The sequence below is a fragment of the Solibacillus faecavium genome, from assembly GCF_014836905.1.
In the GTDB taxonomy this organism is placed as follows: Bacteria; Bacillota; Bacilli; order Bacillales_A; family Planococcaceae; genus Solibacillus; species Solibacillus faecavium.
Genome location: NZ_JACSPZ010000005.1, coordinates 205,947 through 222,103, shown reverse-complemented (window position 1 = coordinate 222,103; position 16,157 = coordinate 205,947). Strand labels below are relative to the sequence as shown.

17 protein-coding genes, 2 tRNA genes and 1 riboswitch are annotated in these 16,157 nt (G+C 37.9%); of the genes, 14 read left to right on the top strand and 5 right to left on the bottom strand.

What is annotated here, in order from left to right; translation table 11 throughout:
* The first annotated feature begins 84 nt into the window (after window positions 1-84).
* The 5 genes from H9635_RS12650 to H9635_RS12630 all read left to right on the top strand — a co-directional run bounded on the left by H9635_RS12650 (window position 85) and on the right by H9635_RS12630 (window position 2,283).
* Window positions 85-175: transfer RNA gene (locus tag H9635_RS12650), tRNA-Ser, on the top strand.
* A gap of 2 nt (window positions 176-177) precedes the next feature.
* Window positions 178-249, top strand: a tRNA-Glu gene (locus tag H9635_RS12645).
* A gap of 71 nt (window positions 250-320) precedes the next feature.
* Entirely contained in the window at window positions 321-944 is a 624-nt protein-coding gene (locus H9635_RS12640) for an NUDIX hydrolase (RefSeq protein WP_191700665.1), read from the top strand.
* A 166-nt stretch (window positions 945-1,110) separates the two neighbouring features.
* Window positions 1,111-1,869, top strand: a complete 759-nt coding sequence (locus H9635_RS12635) for a MerR family transcriptional regulator (RefSeq protein ID WP_191700664.1) — start codon at window positions 1,111-1,113, stop codon at window positions 1,867-1,869.
* A 66-nt stretch (window positions 1,870-1,935) separates the two neighbouring features.
* A complete protein-coding gene (locus tag H9635_RS12630) occupies window positions 1,936-2,283 on the top strand; it encodes a TraR/DksA C4-type zinc finger protein (protein ID WP_191700663.1) in 348 nt (115 codons plus the stop codon).
* A gap of 39 nt (window positions 2,284-2,322) precedes the next feature.
* Here the strand turns inward: H9635_RS12630 and H9635_RS12625 are convergent, their stop codons facing one another.
* Window positions 2,323-3,240 carry a 1,4-dihydroxy-2-naphthoate polyprenyltransferase gene (locus tag H9635_RS12625; RefSeq protein ID WP_191700662.1) on the bottom strand — a complete coding sequence of 306 codons (918 nt, stop codon included), beginning with the start codon at window positions 3,238-3,240 and terminating at the stop codon, window positions 2,323-2,325.
* A gap of 240 nt (window positions 3,241-3,480) precedes the next feature.
* On the opposite strand from H9635_RS12625, the gene H9635_RS12620 reads away from it, so the two are divergent.
* The 5 genes from H9635_RS12620 (at window position 3,481) to H9635_RS12600 (ending at window position 9,746) form a co-directional block, all read left to right on the top strand.
* Window positions 3,481-4,863 carry an isochorismate synthase gene (locus H9635_RS12620; protein WP_191700661.1) on the top strand — a complete coding sequence of 461 codons (1,383 nt, stop codon included), beginning with the start codon at window positions 3,481-3,483 and terminating at the stop codon, window positions 4,861-4,863.
* Window positions 4,856-6,589, top strand: coding sequence for a 2-succinyl-5-enolpyruvyl-6-hydroxy-3-cyclohexene-1-carboxylic-acid synthase (gene menD, locus H9635_RS12615; RefSeq protein WP_191700660.1), 1,734 nt, complete (start codon window positions 4,856-4,858; stop codon window positions 6,587-6,589). The genes H9635_RS12620 and menD overlap by 8 nt, the downstream gene beginning before the upstream one ends.
* Window positions 6,571-7,386 (top strand): 2-succinyl-6-hydroxy-2,4-cyclohexadiene-1-carboxylate synthase, encoded by an 816-nt coding sequence (menH, locus tag H9635_RS12610; RefSeq protein WP_191700659.1) that lies wholly within the window; start codon window positions 6,571-6,573, stop codon window positions 7,384-7,386. The genes menD and menH overlap by 19 nt, the downstream gene beginning before the upstream one ends.
* Before the next feature lie 21 nt (window positions 7,387-7,407).
* Entirely contained in the window at window positions 7,408-8,232 is an 825-nt protein-coding gene (gene menB / locus H9635_RS12605; protein ID WP_191700658.1) for a 1,4-dihydroxy-2-naphthoyl-CoA synthase, read from the top strand.
* A gap of 74 nt (window positions 8,233-8,306) precedes the next feature.
* Window positions 8,307-9,746 carry an o-succinylbenzoate--CoA ligase gene (locus H9635_RS12600; protein WP_191700657.1) on the top strand — a complete coding sequence of 480 codons (1,440 nt, stop codon included), beginning with the start codon at window positions 8,307-8,309 and terminating at the stop codon, window positions 9,744-9,746.
* Between the two features lie 257 nt (window positions 9,747-10,003).
* On the opposite strand, the gene H9635_RS12595 is transcribed toward H9635_RS12600, so the two are convergent.
* The 3 genes from H9635_RS12595 to H9635_RS12585 all read right to left on the bottom strand — a co-directional run bounded on the left by H9635_RS12595 (window position 10,004) and on the right by H9635_RS12585 (window position 11,519).
* A complete protein-coding gene (locus tag H9635_RS12595; RefSeq protein ID WP_191700656.1) occupies window positions 10,004-11,026 on the bottom strand; it encodes a metal ABC transporter solute-binding protein, Zn/Mn family in 1,023 nt (340 codons plus the stop codon).
* Between the two features lie 104 nt (window positions 11,027-11,130).
* Window positions 11,131-11,364 (bottom strand): membrane protein insertion efficiency factor YidD, encoded by a 234-nt coding sequence (gene yidD, locus H9635_RS12590; RefSeq protein ID WP_191700655.1) that lies wholly within the window; start codon window positions 11,362-11,364, stop codon window positions 11,131-11,133.
* A gap of 2 nt (window positions 11,365-11,366) precedes the next feature.
* Entirely contained in the window at window positions 11,367-11,519 is a 153-nt protein-coding gene (locus H9635_RS12585) for a hypothetical protein (protein WP_191700654.1), read from the bottom strand.
* A 239-nt stretch (window positions 11,520-11,758) separates the two neighbouring features.
* Between H9635_RS12585 and H9635_RS12580 the strand changes: the two genes are divergently transcribed.
* The 4 genes from H9635_RS12580 (at window position 11,759) to H9635_RS12565 (ending at window position 13,890) form a co-directional block, all read left to right on the top strand.
* Complete coding sequence (locus tag H9635_RS12580; RefSeq protein ID WP_191700653.1) at window positions 11,759-12,202, top strand: Dps family protein; 444 nt, start codon at window positions 11,759-11,761, stop codon at window positions 12,200-12,202.
* A gap of 76 nt (window positions 12,203-12,278) precedes the next feature.
* Window positions 12,279-12,596 carry a transposase gene (locus H9635_RS12575; protein ID WP_318245216.1) on the top strand — a complete coding sequence of 106 codons (318 nt, stop codon included), beginning with the start codon at window positions 12,279-12,281 and terminating at the stop codon, window positions 12,594-12,596.
* Between the two features lie 63 nt (window positions 12,597-12,659).
* Window positions 12,660-13,127: an NUDIX hydrolase gene (locus H9635_RS12570; protein WP_191700651.1), complete on the top strand. Its 468-nt coding sequence runs from the start codon at window positions 12,660-12,662 to the stop codon at window positions 13,125-13,127.
* Window positions 13,111-13,890 carry an alpha/beta hydrolase family protein gene (locus H9635_RS12565; RefSeq protein ID WP_191700650.1) on the top strand — a complete coding sequence of 260 codons (780 nt, stop codon included), beginning with the start codon at window positions 13,111-13,113 and terminating at the stop codon, window positions 13,888-13,890. The genes H9635_RS12570 and H9635_RS12565 overlap by 17 nt, the downstream gene beginning before the upstream one ends.
* Window positions 13,891-14,017: 127 nt before the next feature.
* On the opposite strand, the gene pckA is transcribed toward H9635_RS12565, so the two are convergent.
* On the bottom strand, window positions 14,018-15,604 hold the full coding sequence (gene pckA / locus H9635_RS12560) for a phosphoenolpyruvate carboxykinase (ATP) (RefSeq protein WP_191700649.1): 1,587 nt from the start codon (window positions 15,602-15,604) through the stop codon (window positions 14,018-14,020).
* A 200-nt stretch (window positions 15,605-15,804) separates the two neighbouring features.
* Window positions 15,805-15,920, top strand: a riboswitch (SAM riboswitch).
* Window positions 15,921-16,157: the final 237 nt, after the last annotated feature.

Genomic DNA, 16,157 nt, shown 5'->3' with positions numbered 1-16,157 from the left:
GAAGTAGCTCAGTTGGTAGAGCATCCGGCTGTTAACCGGCAGGTCGCAGGTTCGAGTCCTGCCTTCGGAGCCATTTTATATTATGGGGACATACTCAAGAGGCTGAAGAGGCGCCCCTGCTAAGGGTGTAGGTCGCGTAAGCGGCGCGAGGGTTCAAATCCCTCTGTCTCCGCCATCGGCCCGTTGGTCAAGTGGTTAAGACACCGCCCTTTCACGGCGGTAACACGGGTTCGAATCCCGTACGGGTCATACATAAGAAGAGAAAAAAGCTAAGTACTGTTACACGTACTTAGCTTTTTTGTATATAAGGGGATGATGATTTGACAGAGCTTTTAAAAATATTTGATAAAAATTATAAAGAAATAGGTTTTAAACACCGTGAAATAATTCATGAAAGAGGATATTGGCATGAAGTATTCCATTGTTGGGTTATTGAAAAAATTAACGCAGAGTGGCATATTTACTTTCAACTGAGAAGTAAATATAAAAAAGATTACCCAGGCCAATACGATATTACTGCTGCAGGTCATTTACTTTCTACAGAAACTGTTGAAGATGGAGTGCGAGAACTTGAAGAGGAAATAGGTATTAACGCTAAGTTTCCCCAATTAAAATCATTGGGAGTAATTCCATATAGTATCGAAAATGAATTAATAAAAGATAATGAGTTTGCCAATATTTTTGTTTTTGAGTTGATAGGAGGGTTTGAGCAGTTTTCCATTCAACGTGAAGAAGTTGATGGAATGTATCGTGCTAAATGGGAACATTTTATGCAATTGGCTCAAGGAGAAGTGAAGGAGATTGAAGTGATAGGATTTCGCTATGAAAATGATGTTAAATTTTTTGAAATGAAAAGTATTAATTTAAAACAAATGTCTACATTACCGCAAATGTACTTGAGTGAGTTAATTTCAAGATTAAAAAATTTTTTGGAAGCATCCTAAATGATTAGGAATGCTTCTTTTTTTTAGTGTAATATCGATTGATATATTTTGTTTTCAAAAATCATCCTTTCACAATTATATTTAAAATAAAAATTCAATTTATAACAAATTTTCATTGACCTTTACGTTACGTCATCCTTTATAGTACTTAATAAGAGGTGATGGCATGCTAATAAATGAGTTGGCAAAGTTATCAGGTGTAAGTGCACGAACATTAAGGTACTATGATGAAATTGATTTGTTAAAGCCTTCAGTGGTCGAGCAAAATGGTTATAGAAAATATAATCAATCTGATATTGATCGACTTCAACAAATTCTGTTTTATCGGGAGCTAGATTTTAAGCTAGAGGAGATTAAAAATTTATTAAACGATCCAAATTTTGAAGTAAAAGAAGTGTTAAAAAAACAATACGGGCTTTTACAAAAAAAGAGAAATTATCTCGATAATTTACTTGAGACAATAAATCAAACAATCAATATGTTGGAAGGGGATATTAAAATGACAAATGAAGAGAAGTTTAAAGTGTTCAAAAATAAATTAGTGGAAGAAAACGAACAAAACTACGGGCAGGAAATTCGTAAAAAATATGGTGAGGAACAAGTTGAAGCAAGCTACGGCAAACTGAAAAATATGTCAGAAGAACAATACGAAGCTATGCAGCAATTAGAGAAGCAGTTGTTTGAACGCTTAAAAGAAGCGATGGAACAAGGAGATACTACTTCAGCAATTGCTATGGAGGTTGCAGAGCTTCATAAACGTTGGTTAAGCTTTTCTTGGGCAAAATATACGAAAGAAGCGCATCTAGGATTAGCACAAATGTATATATACGATGAGCGCTTTATTTCCTATTATGATCAACAGGTAGGTAAAGGTGCTACTCTATTTTTGCATGATGCAATTAGTGCATATACAGCGATTAAATAAACCGAGAATGTTTTAGAAATCCTCATTTAGGTAATATTTAATTACCAGATAAAAGGGGGATTTAATATGAATAGCGATCAATTACAACAATTACGTCACACATTAGAGGATGAGCTTGCGACATTAGAGCAGTTTATCAATGAAGAACTGCCTGTTGAAGAAACAGAGTTATCCGCGATTGATAATCATCCAGCTGATGCAGCTACGGATTTGACAACAGTTATAACGGAACTTACGTTAAATGAATTGAAGGAAGAAGAAATCGAGAGAATTAAAACCGCATTAACTGCAATGGATGAGGGTACATATGGAAAATGCGCTGTATGTGGTGAAAACATTCCATTTGAACGTTTAGAAGCGATTCCTACAGCTTTAACATGTGTTGATCATGCAGAAAAAGAAAATGTGGAATAATAAAAGAGGCATGTTGGTGACAACATGCCTCTCTTACATTTAAAGAAAATATGAAAGCAGTAAACCAATCGCCAAAAGGAAACCAAAAATAGTGTTCGTTTGTGCAGTAAACTTCATAGCAGGCATTACTTCTAAAGGCTTTTCTTTAGCACGGAATAGTTTAATGGAATCGATTGGCTTTTTCGCACTTAATAATACAAGTAAAGCCCATGGTGTTAAATGACCAAGAAAAACGAGACCTACTATCCAAATATAAGATACAACAAAAAATGCAGCAAGTATCGTTACGGCGTTATGACGGCCGACCAATATAGCCATCGTTTTGCGACCGCCTTCGGTATCTCCTACTATGTCACGGATGTTATTGGAAAGCATAATCGCCCCCACTAAAATCATACTAGGAACTGAGATTAACACTGCATCGAGTGTTACTTCCCCTGTTTGAATATAGAAGGCGATTAAAATAATACCCATCCCCATCACAGCTCCGGAAACTAACTCCCCAAAAGGTGAATATGCAATCGGATATGGACCACCTGTATACAAGTAGCCAATAAGCATGCAAACAAGACCAACAGCTACTAACCACCACGAAGTCATCGCACATATGTATATGCCTAGAAGCATTGCCACTCCATAAAAGCTTAGCGCAATCATCATAATTGTCTTTGGTGCTACACCGTGCCGGACAATTGTACCCCCAATGCCGACTGAATTTTCATTATCCAGTCCAAGCTTATAATCATAATATTCATTGAACATATTTGTAGCTGCCTGAATGAGCATACTAGCGATAAGCATTGCAAAAAACAATCCAAAATGAATTGTTTCATGGTCTATTGCAAGTGCCATTGAAGTACCTAGTAATACTGGTACAAATGAAGCTGTTAATGTATGGGGACGCGTTAAATGCCACCAAACTTTAAACCCTTTGTCCGCTTCAACGACTTTTGTCATAAAAAAACGCTCCTTACTAAATACAATTATCTAAACTATTGTAAAGCAATTACAACAAAAAGAACAGAGTGAAGCATGAATACATGTAACGATTGCTTGAAAAATGGTATGATAGGAGAGGTATTATTTAAAGAACGAACGCAAATAAATTGAGCAAATTATAAAAATTTTAGCACGTATTAAAAAACGTGGTAATTGCATCATACTTAGTGAATTTGCAACATGACGGAGGGAAATTTCATGCAACACAAGTGGTACAACGCCACTGAAATCGAAGTAGGCTTAAATTCAAAACAAATTTTTTATATAGAAACAATCGAAGTAAGTCGTTTATCCGCTTTAGCGTTTTTTGCAGCGGGTGAAAAGAAATATAAAGGAAAACGCAATTACTGGCAAAATCGTGAAAAAACTTTCACGTTGGTCGGTTTAGGTCATGCATACACAATAGAAAATAATGCATCCGACTCCCGTTTTGATTTAGTTGAGCAACATTGGAAAAAGCTAACTAGTCAAATTGTGCAAGAAGATCAGCACCTACAGCCTATTCTTTTTGGTGGTTTCACATTTGACCCACAAAATGAAGTATCAGCAGAATGGACAAACTTCCCGCAAAGCTATTTTACAGTAGCAACCCATCAGTTAGTCATTCGAAATGATAAAGCGTATGTAACAATTAACTATATTACAGATGAAGCAAATAGCGCCAAGACTTTTGAGGCATTGCGTAAAGAGCGTGATGAGCTAATTCATGCGGCACAAGTAAAGGAAGTTAAAACATATGCAAAGCCGACGATGACCAGCTATATGGAGCCATTTAAGGAAGACTATTTAAATTCCATTCACAAAGTGACAAGTTTAATAAAAGATAACGAAGCGCAGAAGGTAGTAATTGCGCGTTCTTTAGCATTGCAATTTAAGGAAGCGATTACATCGCCGCAAATTTTATCGCATGTTGTTCATGAGCAACCGGAAAGTTATCTATTTGGCTTAGAGCACGGTGATTTATTATTTTATGGTGCATCTCCAGAACGTTTAGTAAAAGTCGAAAATGGACGAGCTTATTCTTCTTGTGTTGCGGGTTCAATAAAGCGTGGATCAACAGCAGAAGCTGATGAAGAGTTGGGACAAAGCCTACTAAATGATTTGAAAAACCTTGGTGAACATCATTATGTCGTTGAAATGATTACTGACACATTTGAAAAAAATTGTACTGATGTTAAAGTGCCTCATGGACCGAAGCTTTTGAAAATCAGAGATATTCAGCATTTATATACTCCTGTTGAAGGAAATTTAAATAAAGACGCAACGATTTTACAATTGGTGAAACATTTACATCCAACTCCAGCATTAGGTGGTGTGCCTCGTGAACAGGCGATGAAAATGATCCGCGCGTATGAGCCGATGAATCGAGGGCTTTATGCAGCACCTATTGGTTGGATTGATGCAGATGGAAATGGGGAATTCGCTGTAGCAATTCGTTCTGCTGCTTTAGTACAGGACAAGGCATACTTATATGCCGGCGGTGGGATTGTAGCAGATTCAGAAGCGCAATCGGAATATGAAGAGACGCTCGTGAAATTCCGTCCGATGCTACGGGCGCTTGGAGGTAAATTACATGAATGAGCGTGAAATATTATCAAATTATGTATATCAAATTGTATCGGCTTTAGTAGCCTCTGGTGTAGAGAAAGTCGTTATTAGTCCAGGCTCTCGCTCTACTCCGCTTGCATATGCATTTGCTTCAACAAAGGAGCTCGAGATGCATCGACAAGTGGATGAGCGCGCAGCTGCTTTTTATGCACTTGGTTTAGCTAAAGCTACGGCAAAACCTGTTGTATTATTATGTACATCAGGTACGGCAGCTGCAAACTACTACCCGGCAATTGTGGAAGCGAAATATGCAAGGGTGCCTTTAATCATTTTAACAGCTGATCGTCCACATGAATTAAGAGAAGTGGGTGCACCACAAACGATCAATCAAGTACGACTTTACGGTGAAAACGTAAAGTGGTCAGCTGAATTCCCAATTCCAGACAATGCGCCGCAAACGTTGCCATTTATTGAGCGTCATACTGTCCGCGCAGTAAATATTGCAACAACTGCTCCATTTGGACCGGTACATTTGAATATTCCATTTCGTGAACCATTAATGATCGATTTTAAAGAAGAACTGCCGAAGTCCAGCTATATAAAAAGCTATACAAACGAGCTTACACCTTCAAAGCAAGCGATCGCTGAGTTCACACATATTTTGGAACGAACAACAAATGGAATGATAATTATAGGTGAATTGCCATTAGGAACAGATACCAATCATGTATGGAACTTTATTCGTGAGGTAAAGTGGCCGGTAATGATTGAAAGCTTATCGAATCTACGCACAGAAGTACCTGAAGATTGCCAAGTGTATGCAATTTCTACATATGATGCCTTGATGAAAAATGAGCGTTTCAAACAAAATGTCCGTCCGCAAACGGTTATTCGTTTCGGAGCACAGCCAGTATCGAAATTCCTAATGCAATTTATCGTCCAAGCAAATCCGCAAAGCTACATTATTATCGATGAGGACCCAATGTATAGAGACTCTACACATATGTCCACGCACTTTATCCATGCGCTTCCAGGGGAGTGGCTAAGTGAAATTGAGCTACAACATTCTGTAGCTGAAATCGAATATGTTCAGTTTTGGAAAATGGCCGATTTACTCGCATCGGATGTCATAGAAAAATATAGTGATTATGCTGACGACGAAGGGGCAATGGTACAATCACTGCTTGCAAATTTTGAGGAAGAAGCTGACATATTCGTAAGCAGCAGTATGCCAATTCGTGATATAGATACTTTTTTACTTTCAACTAATCGATCAGTTCAAATTTTCGCAAACCGAGGGGCCAATGGAATTGATGGGGTGACATCTACTGCACTTGGCTTTAGCAATGGTCGTAAAATGCGTAAAACCTATTTACTGATTGGAGATTTAGCGTTCCTGCACGATACAAATGCATTCATTGCAAGCCGTTATCAGAACTGTGATCTCACAGTCATCGTAATGAATAATGATGGCGGTGGAATATTCTCATATTTACCACAGTCAAAAGTAGAGGCACACTATGAGGATTTATTCGGTACACCGACTGAGTTAACATTCGAGCAGGTTGCTAGTATGTACAATATGGAATACGAAAAAGCAAATACAAAAGCTGAACTTATCAATACATTGGCAACAAATAAACAAGCCTCTTTAAAATTAATTGAGGTGTTTACTGATCGCGAAGAAAATGTAACGCAGCATCGTCTATTGTGGACACGTATAAACGAGGTGATTGAACAGTGGCTCGATTCGCTGTAAAAGGTTTAGATGTGTATGTGGAACAATGGAATGAGGATGCGAAACAAACAATCGTCTTATTGCATGGTTTTACCGGGAGTACGAAAACATGGCATAGAGTGATAGCAAAGTTGCCGACAAACATTCGCTGTATTGCGGTAGATTTAATCGGCCATGGACAGACAGCTGCGCCATTAACAGAAAAGCAATATTCCATGACATTTCAGATCGAGCTACTGCACGAATTATTTCGTATTTTGAATCTTAAAAATTTCGTGTTATTAGGTTATTCGATGGGAGGACGTGTGGCTTTAAGTTATGCAGTCCGGTTTCCTTCCCAATTGACTCGTCTAATATTGGAAAGTGCTTCTCCTGGTTTAGTGGGGGAACAGCAGCGGAAAATGCGGAAAATTGCTGACGAACAGCTTGCAGAGAAAATTGTAGCAAACGGGGTTGAATCTTTCGTAAATAAGTGGGAAGACATTCCTCTTTTTGCCTCGCAAAAGCTTTTGCCTGCGGAGGTGCAGCAGGAGATAAGAAAAGAGCGAGTACAACAGCGTGAGATTGGGCTTGCAAATAGTTTGCGCGGTATGGGAACAGGAGTAATGCCCGAACTTTGGGGAAAGCCTCTCGCTACATTACCGATACCTGTTACTTTAATAACAGGCGCTTTAGATGAAAAATTTGTACATTTAAACAACGAAATGCAAAAACAAATTGTAAAAGCTAATCACATCATAATTCCAGCAGTTGGACACGCAATTCATGTGGAAAATCCAACAAAGTTTGCTACAATAGTAAAGGAAACGATTTCATAATCAATTTAGGAGGCAATATATATGACAAAGCAACGTCTATGGACATCTTTACATACTTATGAAGATATTAAGTATGAATTCTATAACGGTATCGCAAAAATTACGATTAACCGTCCGGAAGTTCGTAATGCATTCCGTCCAAAAACTACAGCGGAACTAATTGACGCATTTACACGTGCACGCGATAACGAAAAAGTTGGCGTAATCATCCTAACAGGTGAAGGAGAGCATGCATTCTGCTCAGGCGGTGACCAAAAAGTACGCGGCCACGGTGGTTATGTAGGTGATGATAATATACCTCGCTTAAATGTTTTGGATTTACAAACATTAATTCGTAAAATTCCTAAACCAGTTGTAGCAATGGTTGCTGGTTATGCAATTGGTGGCGGTCACGTATTACATGTAGTATGTGATTTAACAATTGCTGCTGAAAATGCACGATTCGGACAAACAGGTCCTAAAGTCGGCTCATTCGATGCTGGCTACGGTTCAGGTTACTTAGCGCGTATCGTAGGACATAAAAAAGCTCGTGAAATTTGGTACTTATGCCGTCAGTACGATGCACAAGAAGCACTTGATATGGGCTTAGTAAACACTGTTGTGCCATATGAGCAGTTAGAAGATGAAACGGTTAAATGGTGTGAAGAGATGCTTGAAATGTCTCCAACAGCATTACGCTTCTTAAAAGCTGCCATGAATGCAGATACAGACGGTTTAGCTGGTATCCAGCAACTTGCTGGTGACGCTACACTTCTTTACTATACTACTGAGGAAGCTAAAGAAGGTCGCGATGCATTTAAAGAGAAACGTAAACCAGACTTCGGTCAATTCCCTCGTTTCCCTTGATTTGTTCATATAATAATTCAAAAGGGATGTCCGAAAATGGACATCCCTTTTCTTTACGATAGGAGGAAAAATGGATGCAGCCAAACTGGATCAAGCAACGTGCCTATTTAACACCAAATCGCGTTGCACTTAGCTATGGTGATCAAGAATGGACCTTTAATGAGCTCTATCTACAGTCTGTTCAGTTAGCTTATAAATTGAATACACTTCATTTAACAAATGGAAAACGGGTAGCCATTTTAGCTCCATCTACACCGGATTTAGTTGAACTGCTATATGCTTGTATGCAGGCACAGTGTGAAGTGGTTTTACTAAACGGCAGATTAGCGAAGAAAGAACTTGCATATCAAATAGAGGATGCAGAAGTTGATGCGATTCTAGTTGCCAATGAGGACCTTGCTAAACTTCCTGAAGATACCCGTATCATTACATTTTCTAAGCTTTATCAAACGTCTGAATCAGAATATAACATTTCAGCACATTGGGATGAAGATTTCGCCCTCACAATCATGTATACATCTGGTACAACAGGCTTTCCGAAAGGAGTCTGTCAAACGGTTTCAAATCATAGTTCAAGCGCAATTAGTTCTGCACTAAATATAGGTATTTCAGAGAAGGATACATGGCTTTGTACTGTTCCGATTTTTCATATAAGTGGTTTTTCAATTTTAGTCCGGTCATTACTATACGGGATGAAAATACGTTTATATGAAAAATTCGATGCTAAAAAATGTGCACAGGAAATTATTAAAGGTACAGTGACGAAAATGTCAGTCGTAGCAGTTATGTTGGAAAATATATTGTCTGAAATGGAACGCATTGGTCAAAAAGCTCATCCCGTATTTTCTACGATGTTAGCAGGTGGTGGTCCGGTGCCAATCGGTTATTTACAACGAGCAGAAAAATTAAATTTGCGTGTAGCACAAACATACGGTATGACGGAAACCGCGTCCCAAACTGCTACATTAGCAAATGAAGATGCTATGACACATATCGGTTCTGCAGGAAAACCATTGTTTTTTAATGACATAAAAATTGATGCTAAAGATGGAGAGCGAGTTGGAGAAATACTAATACGCGGACCACATGTCACGCCAAAATATATTGGTCAGTTTAAACATAAACCAACAACAATTGATGGCTGGCTACATACAGGGGATGTTGGCTATTTGGATGAAGAAGGCTATTTGTATGTAGTGGACCGTCGAAGTGATTTGATTATCTCAGGTGGCGAAAATATATATCCTGCCGAAATCGAAAATGTTTTACTCGCACATCCTAACGTAAAGGAAGCAGGGGTTTGCGGGATGGATCATGACATATGGGGACAGGTGCCTGTAGCATTTATCGTATTGAAAGAAAACATATCTGAACAGAATATAATAGATTTTTGCGAGAGGAATTTAGCAAGTTATAAAGTACCTAAAGAAGTTCATTTTGTTGCTAACTTACCTCGAAGCGGATCCAACAAGCTATTAAGAAGAAATTTGCTTCGCTTACTGGATGATTTATGATGCATTTCATGGGGGCTGGGATAGAATTAGAATTTTTATTGGATAAGGAAAAGACCCTTATTAAAAAACGGCTACTTTAAAATTGATTGGAATGAAGGGCGACTCCAGCGGGAACAGCGCGACGCCTGAGACTACAGGCTCAGGCCGTGCCCGCGGAAAGCGTCCCGGAATGGAAATCAATTTTTTATGCCAGAAAAAACGCCATTTTTCTCAAGGAGAATAATGGCATTTTGGGGTTACGTCCCACCCCAGTTATATTATTTTGATAATGCTTGTTTTAATACTTCAATATTCTTTCGCATTAATGAGAAGTAATCTTCGTTATTTTGAACATCTTCTTTTGTTAGCACGCTCAAATTATGCAAAGTTAACGTTTTTGCGTTCACTTCTTTTTGAATCACTTCAGTTAAGTTTGAGGAAACATTTTGCTCAAAGAAAATGTATTCAATGCCTTCTTTATTAGCTAAGTCCACAATTGTCGTCAATTCTTTTTGTGATGGTTCACTTTGCGAATTTAAACCTGCTACAGGTACTTGATTAAATCCATAATGTCCGGCAATATAGCCAAACGCTGCATGTGAAACGAAGAACGTTTTTTTAGTAGTAGCACTAGCCATTTCTTCAAATTCAGAATGCAGTGTATCTAAATCTGCTACTAATTGTTCGTAGTTTTCATTGAAAGTTGCTTCATGTTCAGGTAAAGCCTTAGTTAACTCTTCTTTAATCGTTAAGGCTAACTGTTGCGAAATAATAGGGGATAGCCAAACATGTGCATCATGATCGGTATGAGCATGATCTTTATCACCTTCAGCCTCTTCATCATGATCGTGATTATGACCGTGATCATCGTGTTCTGTAGTAGCTTCCGCATGTGTATGACCAGTCGAAATATGCAATTGCTCTTCTGTTACACCATCAGCAGTTGCAACTAATTTAACATCTTCATTTTCCAATGTCTTTTTGGCTTTTTCAACAAAGCCCTCTAGCCCAAGTCCGATAAAGAAAAATAAATCAGAATCCGCTAAAGCCATCATATCCTTTTGCGTTGGTTCAAATGAGTGCTCGTTTGCACCTGCAGGATAAATAGAAGCCACATCTACAAATTCGCCGCCAATACGTTCTGTGAAGTATTGCAATGGATAAACTGTCGTATAGATGGATAGAGTATCATTATTCGATTGAGTATTGTCTGTTTCGGCAGGTGATTCATTATCTTTGCTGCAGGCAGTTAATAACAGAATAAATGTAAGCATTGAAATAATAGAAAGCCATTTTTTCATTATAGTAAATCTCCTTAAATAGTAACAATTACGATTTGTGTTTTTGAACATTTTCAATCATACAATACTAAAAGAAAAAAAACAATATAAAAAGCCTTCGAATATTATTTTCTTTTCGAAGGCCATTTTTCAGGTACCGGATCAAAACCTCCCGGATGAAGTGGCTGACATTTTAAAATACGTATTATGGTCATGATTAGTCCTTTAAAAGCGCCATGTTTCTGAACTGCTTCAATACCATAGCTCGAACAAGTCGGATGGAATCGGCACGATGGGGGTTTCATAGGAGAAATATATTTTTGATAAACTCGTATTAGCCCAATAAATATCCTTTTCATAACTATTTTTGCTCTCCATTTTTAAAGGTATTGGTTGGTTTTGCATCAATCGTTTGCTTTAATGATACTTTGTTTTTTCGAGCAAGTAAAATTATGGAGAACGCAAAAATCCCCATAATGGTAATGATGATAATTAATACGATTGGTAAGCTCATTTTTTCACCTCAACTAATTTAACCGGCACAGTAAATTTACACCCTAACCGGTTCATTCCTTACTATTGTACATGAAAAAGCGCGGCTAAATTTGAATAATCGTCGAATTTATAAGGTTTTAACAAGTGGAGGAACGGTTATAATATAATTAGAAGTGGAAAATCTTTATCTTTTCACTATAATTCAGGATTAAAACTTCATTTTGAAGTTTTAAATATAAAATTATGAGGTGAAGGTTTATGGCGAAGAAACAATTAAACACACATTTAAACGATTTAGTAGCAACATGGTCGGTAATGTACACAAAGTTACATAACTACCACTGGTATGTAAATGGACCGTCTTTCTTTACATTACACACAAAATTTGAAGAATTATACAATGAAGTAACACTTAATCTAGATGAAATTGCCGAACGTATTTTAACAAAGGGCGGCAAGCCTGTGGCAACATTAAAAGAGCATTTAGATATCTCTTTAATTAAAGAAGCATCTGGTAAAGAAGAAACGCAGGAAATGGTATCTATTTTAATCGAGGACTTTAACACGATTATGGATGCACTGGAAAAAGCGATGGAAGCAGCATCTGAAGAAGGCGATGACCGTACAGAAGATATGCTGAATGCGCAATACCAAAGCTTAGAGAAGCATACTTGGATGTTAAATGCATATTTAGGTAACTAGTTTTGATGAAGCGACTCCAATATTGGGGTCGTTTTTATGTATAAATCATTTTCCTATAGCTCACCTTAAGTATGAGGTGAGTAAATTGGAAAAAAATAATGTATATGTATCTGTCGCTAATTTAACATGTAATTTGCATCCGGGATCATCCTATGAATTTGTATTGAAAATGGATCCGCATAAAGCACGTGTATTTGCAAAGCTCTTCGATCAAATGCAGTCACTCGAAGCTTCGAATGCCTTTCGAGCGCATATGCCCTTCATCCCTTATCATTTAGATAGATTGAATCATGAAATAGACCATCGTTTAAAAAAGGTCTATGCACTTATACATGAATTTGGAGATGAAGATGCGAAAAAATTTGTAGAGCAATTGCCGTATTTTAATCATTAACTACTCGCTTTTATTGAATGAGAGACATCTGTTCGCTAAACTAGTAATAGGAGTTGAGCGAAAATGTTTAGATTTATTGATGAGAATGGATTACCGGTAGATTTAAGATTTGATGAAGGTCCTTTTGAAATAGAGCCTAAGCATGTCCTGGCTCTTGTACAATACGAGGGGAAATGGTTGTGCACAATACATCATCGACGTGGCGTAGAGTTTCCTGGAGGAAAGCAGGAGTCCGGTGAAACATTAGTGCAGGCAGCTATCCGAGAAGTATATGAGGAAGCCAATGTAATAATAGATGATGTTAAATGGTTCGCCTACTATATTGTTCATGATACTATTCCATTTTGTAAGGCAGTTTTTACAGCAAAAGTAAAAGATATCGAACCCTTTGTAGGAGACTTTGAAACAGAAGGCATTTTATGGTTAACGGAAGAGGAACTTTGGCAACAGCCCAATTTAAGCTTTTATATGCGAGATGCAGGTATGAAAAAGATGCTGCAGGAAGTGAATAATTATGAACGCAAATGGTGAAATTTTATCAATGCATCAATATCCCTCTCCGAATCCGCATATCCGTTTAGATGAAGTGACATATTGGTCTCAAGGATTGCGTGTAAAGGGGTTGCTGGCGCGTCCTAAAGTACAGGGGCAGTATGAAGCCCTTTTATATTTACGTGGTGGACTACAATCAATCGGTATGGTTAGACCTGCCCGTATCGCCCAGTTTGCAATGCATGGATTTATCGTGTTTGCACCCTATTATCGTGGAAATCGTGGGGGAGAAGGAAAAGACGAATTTGCGGGGCAAGACCGGTATGATGCAGTTTTTGGTGTAGAAGTACTGAAACAATTTACCCCTGTTAAAAAAGTAAATTTGTTTGGTTTTTCTCGAGGAGGCTTAATGGCGTTGTGGACAGCAATATTACGTGATGATGTAAAATCTGTCGTAACATGGGCTGGTGTCTCAGATGCAACAGCGACCTATTGGGATCGAATCGACATGCGTCGTGGATTAAAAAGAATAGTGGGAGGTACTCCTAATAAAGTACCAGAAAACTATGAAAGCCGTACGCCTTTATACAATATTGAAAACGTTCAATCACCAGTATTAATTATACATGGGGCAGAAGATCAACATGTTAATATTGAACATGCCTATCAATTGGAGCGTTATATGAAAGATAAAGGCAAACAAGTTGAGACATGGTATTCATCTAGGCTGAAACATCATTACCCGCCAAATCTGAATAGAGAAACAGTAAAAAAAATTAGCGAATGGATGAAACAACAATAAATTAAAAAAGGGATGCAGTGTGAAAATACTCTGCATCCCTTTTACTATGATATATTTTTAAGTTTGACGTCGTAGTATTAGTGCGGACTATATCGTCAAACAATATGTCGAGCTCATCATTAGTAGATTATACTAATGGACCGCCTTTTTTCACGATAGCTTCATCAACATCAGCGAATTTTGTGAAGTTGTTTTTAAATAGCTCTGCAAGTTCAGTAGCCTTTTTATCGTATGCAGCAGTATCAGCCCATGCAGCACGTGGATTTAATACGCTAGAAGGTACTCCTTCAATAGCTACAGGAATATTTAAACCAAATACTCCATCTTGTGTCGTTTCAACATTGTCTAATTCACCGTTAATGGCAGCGCGTACCATTGTACGAGTATAAGCAAGTTTCATACGGCTACCTACACCGTATTCTCCTCCTGTCCAACCTGTGTTCACTAAGAACACTTGTGAACCATGCTCGTCAATTTTCTTACCTAATTGATCTGCATAGACTGTTGCAGGAAGTGGAAGGAATGGTGAACCGAAGCATGTAGAGAACACTGGCTCTGGCTCAGTGACACCACGCTCTGTACCTGCTAATTTTGAAGTGAAGCCACTTAGGAAGTGGTACATCGCTTGCTCCTTCGTTAATTTTGAAATAGGAGGTAGTACGCCAAACGCGTCCGCTGTTAAGAAGACAATTGTGTTTGGGTGACCTGCTACTGATGGTAATACAATGTTATCAATATAATCGATTGGATATGCAACACGAGTATTTTCTGTCAAAGATCCATCGTCGTAGTCACAAATGCGTGATTCTGAATCAACCGCTACATTTTCCAATACAGAACCGAAGCGGATTGCATTGTAAATTTCCGGCTCATTTTCAGCAGAGAGGTTAATTGTTTTTGCGTAGCATCCACCCTCAATGTTGAAAACACCATTATCAGACCAACCGTGTTCATCATCCCCGATTAATTTGCGGTCGCAATCCGCTGATAAAGTTGTTTTACCAGTTCCTGATAAACCGAAGAACAGGGCAACGTCGCCTTTTTCGCCAACGTTAGCTGAGCAGTGCATTGGGAAAATACCTTGTTCAGGCAACAAATAGTTCATAATCCCGAAAATTGATTTTTTCATTTCGCCAGCATATTCAGTACCACCGATTAAGATGATTTTCTTTTCAATTGATGTTATAATAAATGTTTCCGAACCAGTTCCATCTACTTCAGGATCTGCTTTAAAGTTTGGAGCAGAAACAATTGTAAAGTCAGCAACATGTGCAGCTAATTCTTCTGCTGTAGGACGGATGAATAATTGATGACAGAATAGGTTATGCCAAGCATATTCGTTAATTACTTTAATCGATAATTGAGAGTCTTTGTCAGCACCCGCAAAACCGTTGAATACAAATAATTCATCGCGTTCTTTTAGGTAGTTTACAACTTTGACATAAAGCTTATCAAATACTTCTGAAGAGATAGGACGGTTAACTTTACCCCAATCAATTTTATCTTTAGAGTTTTCCTCTTCAACGATATATTTATCTTTAGGTGATCGACCAGTATATTTACCTGTTTCAGCACGTAATGCGCCATCAACAGTTAACATTGCTTCTCCACGTGATGTAGCTTTTTCAACTAATTGTGGAACAGATAATTGAGTTTTGATGTTTTCCCCGTTTAAAAGTTCTTTCAGCTCGTTAGCAATTTCTACCGAATTCATCTATTAAATACCATCCTTTTTTATAGTATTCCCTTATAGTAGGGGAGTTGTTATTAATTCAAAAATAGTATAACACATTGAAGGATATAATCTATACTAATTATGAATTATTTTTTTGTGGAATTTTTAACTGTTTAAAATCAGACAAAATTTATTGACAGCACTAATTTTTTTATGTAGGATGTGTAATTGAACGGATACTCTTATCCCGAGCTGGTGGAGGGGCAGGCCCTATGAAACCCGGCAACCTGCGTATATTTTATACGTGTTGGTGCCAACCTGATGCAAGGGCAAAATTTCCCTTGAACGATAAGAGTGAAAGGTAACGAAACGTAATATCCTTTCCTCACGTGTGATGAACACGGTTATGAGTGAAAGGATTTTTTTATTTGAATTTACAATTTCGTATTGAGCGAAAATTATATAGTTACAGCCTTTCAGACCCTCGTGTTAAAGCAAATAAAGCTTGACGTTAATAATGCTATTATGCCACGGTGTAAGACGCAATATAACGGACATGGGTAATGAGTACCGTATCAATAAAAACAATTGC

Coding starts and splice junctions, on each gene's coding strand:
- H9635_RS12635 (WP_191700664.1), top strand. CDS start 1,111: ATGCTAATAAATGAGTTGGCAAAGTTATCAGGTGTAAGTGCACGAACA.
- H9635_RS12630 (WP_191700663.1), top strand. CDS start 1,936: ATGAATAGCGATCAATTACAACAATTACGTCACACATTAGAGGATGAG.
- H9635_RS12625 (WP_191700662.1), bottom strand. CDS start 3,240: ATGACAAAAGTCGTTGAAGCGGACAAAGGGTTTAAAGTTTGGTGGCAT.
- H9635_RS12620 (WP_191700661.1), top strand. CDS start 3,481: ATGCAACACAAGTGGTACAACGCCACTGAAATCGAAGTAGGCTTAAAT.
- menD (WP_191700660.1), top strand. CDS start 4,856: ATGAATGAGCGTGAAATATTATCAAATTATGTATATCAAATTGTATCG.
- menB (WP_191700658.1), top strand. CDS start 7,408: ATGACAAAGCAACGTCTATGGACATCTTTACATACTTATGAAGATATT.
- H9635_RS12600 (WP_191700657.1), top strand. CDS start 8,307: ATGCAGCCAAACTGGATCAAGCAACGTGCCTATTTAACACCAAATCGC.
- H9635_RS12595 (WP_191700656.1), bottom strand. CDS start 11,026: ATGAAAAAATGGCTTTCTATTATTTCAATGCTTACATTTATTCTGTTA.
- yidD (WP_191700655.1), bottom strand. CDS start 11,364: ATGAAAAGGATATTTATTGGGCTAATACGAGTTTATCAAAAATATATT.
- H9635_RS12585 (WP_191700654.1), bottom strand. CDS start 11,519: ATGAGCTTACCAATCGTATTAATTATCATCATTACCATTATGGGGATT.
- H9635_RS12580 (WP_191700653.1), top strand. CDS start 11,759: ATGGCGAAGAAACAATTAAACACACATTTAAACGATTTAGTAGCAACA.
- H9635_RS12570 (WP_191700651.1), top strand. CDS start 12,660: ATGTTTAGATTTATTGATGAGAATGGATTACCGGTAGATTTAAGATTT.
- H9635_RS12565 (WP_191700650.1), top strand. CDS start 13,111: ATGAACGCAAATGGTGAAATTTTATCAATGCATCAATATCCCTCTCCG.
- pckA (WP_191700649.1), bottom strand. CDS start 15,604: ATGAATTCGGTAGAAATTGCTAACGAGCTGAAAGAACTTTTAAACGGG.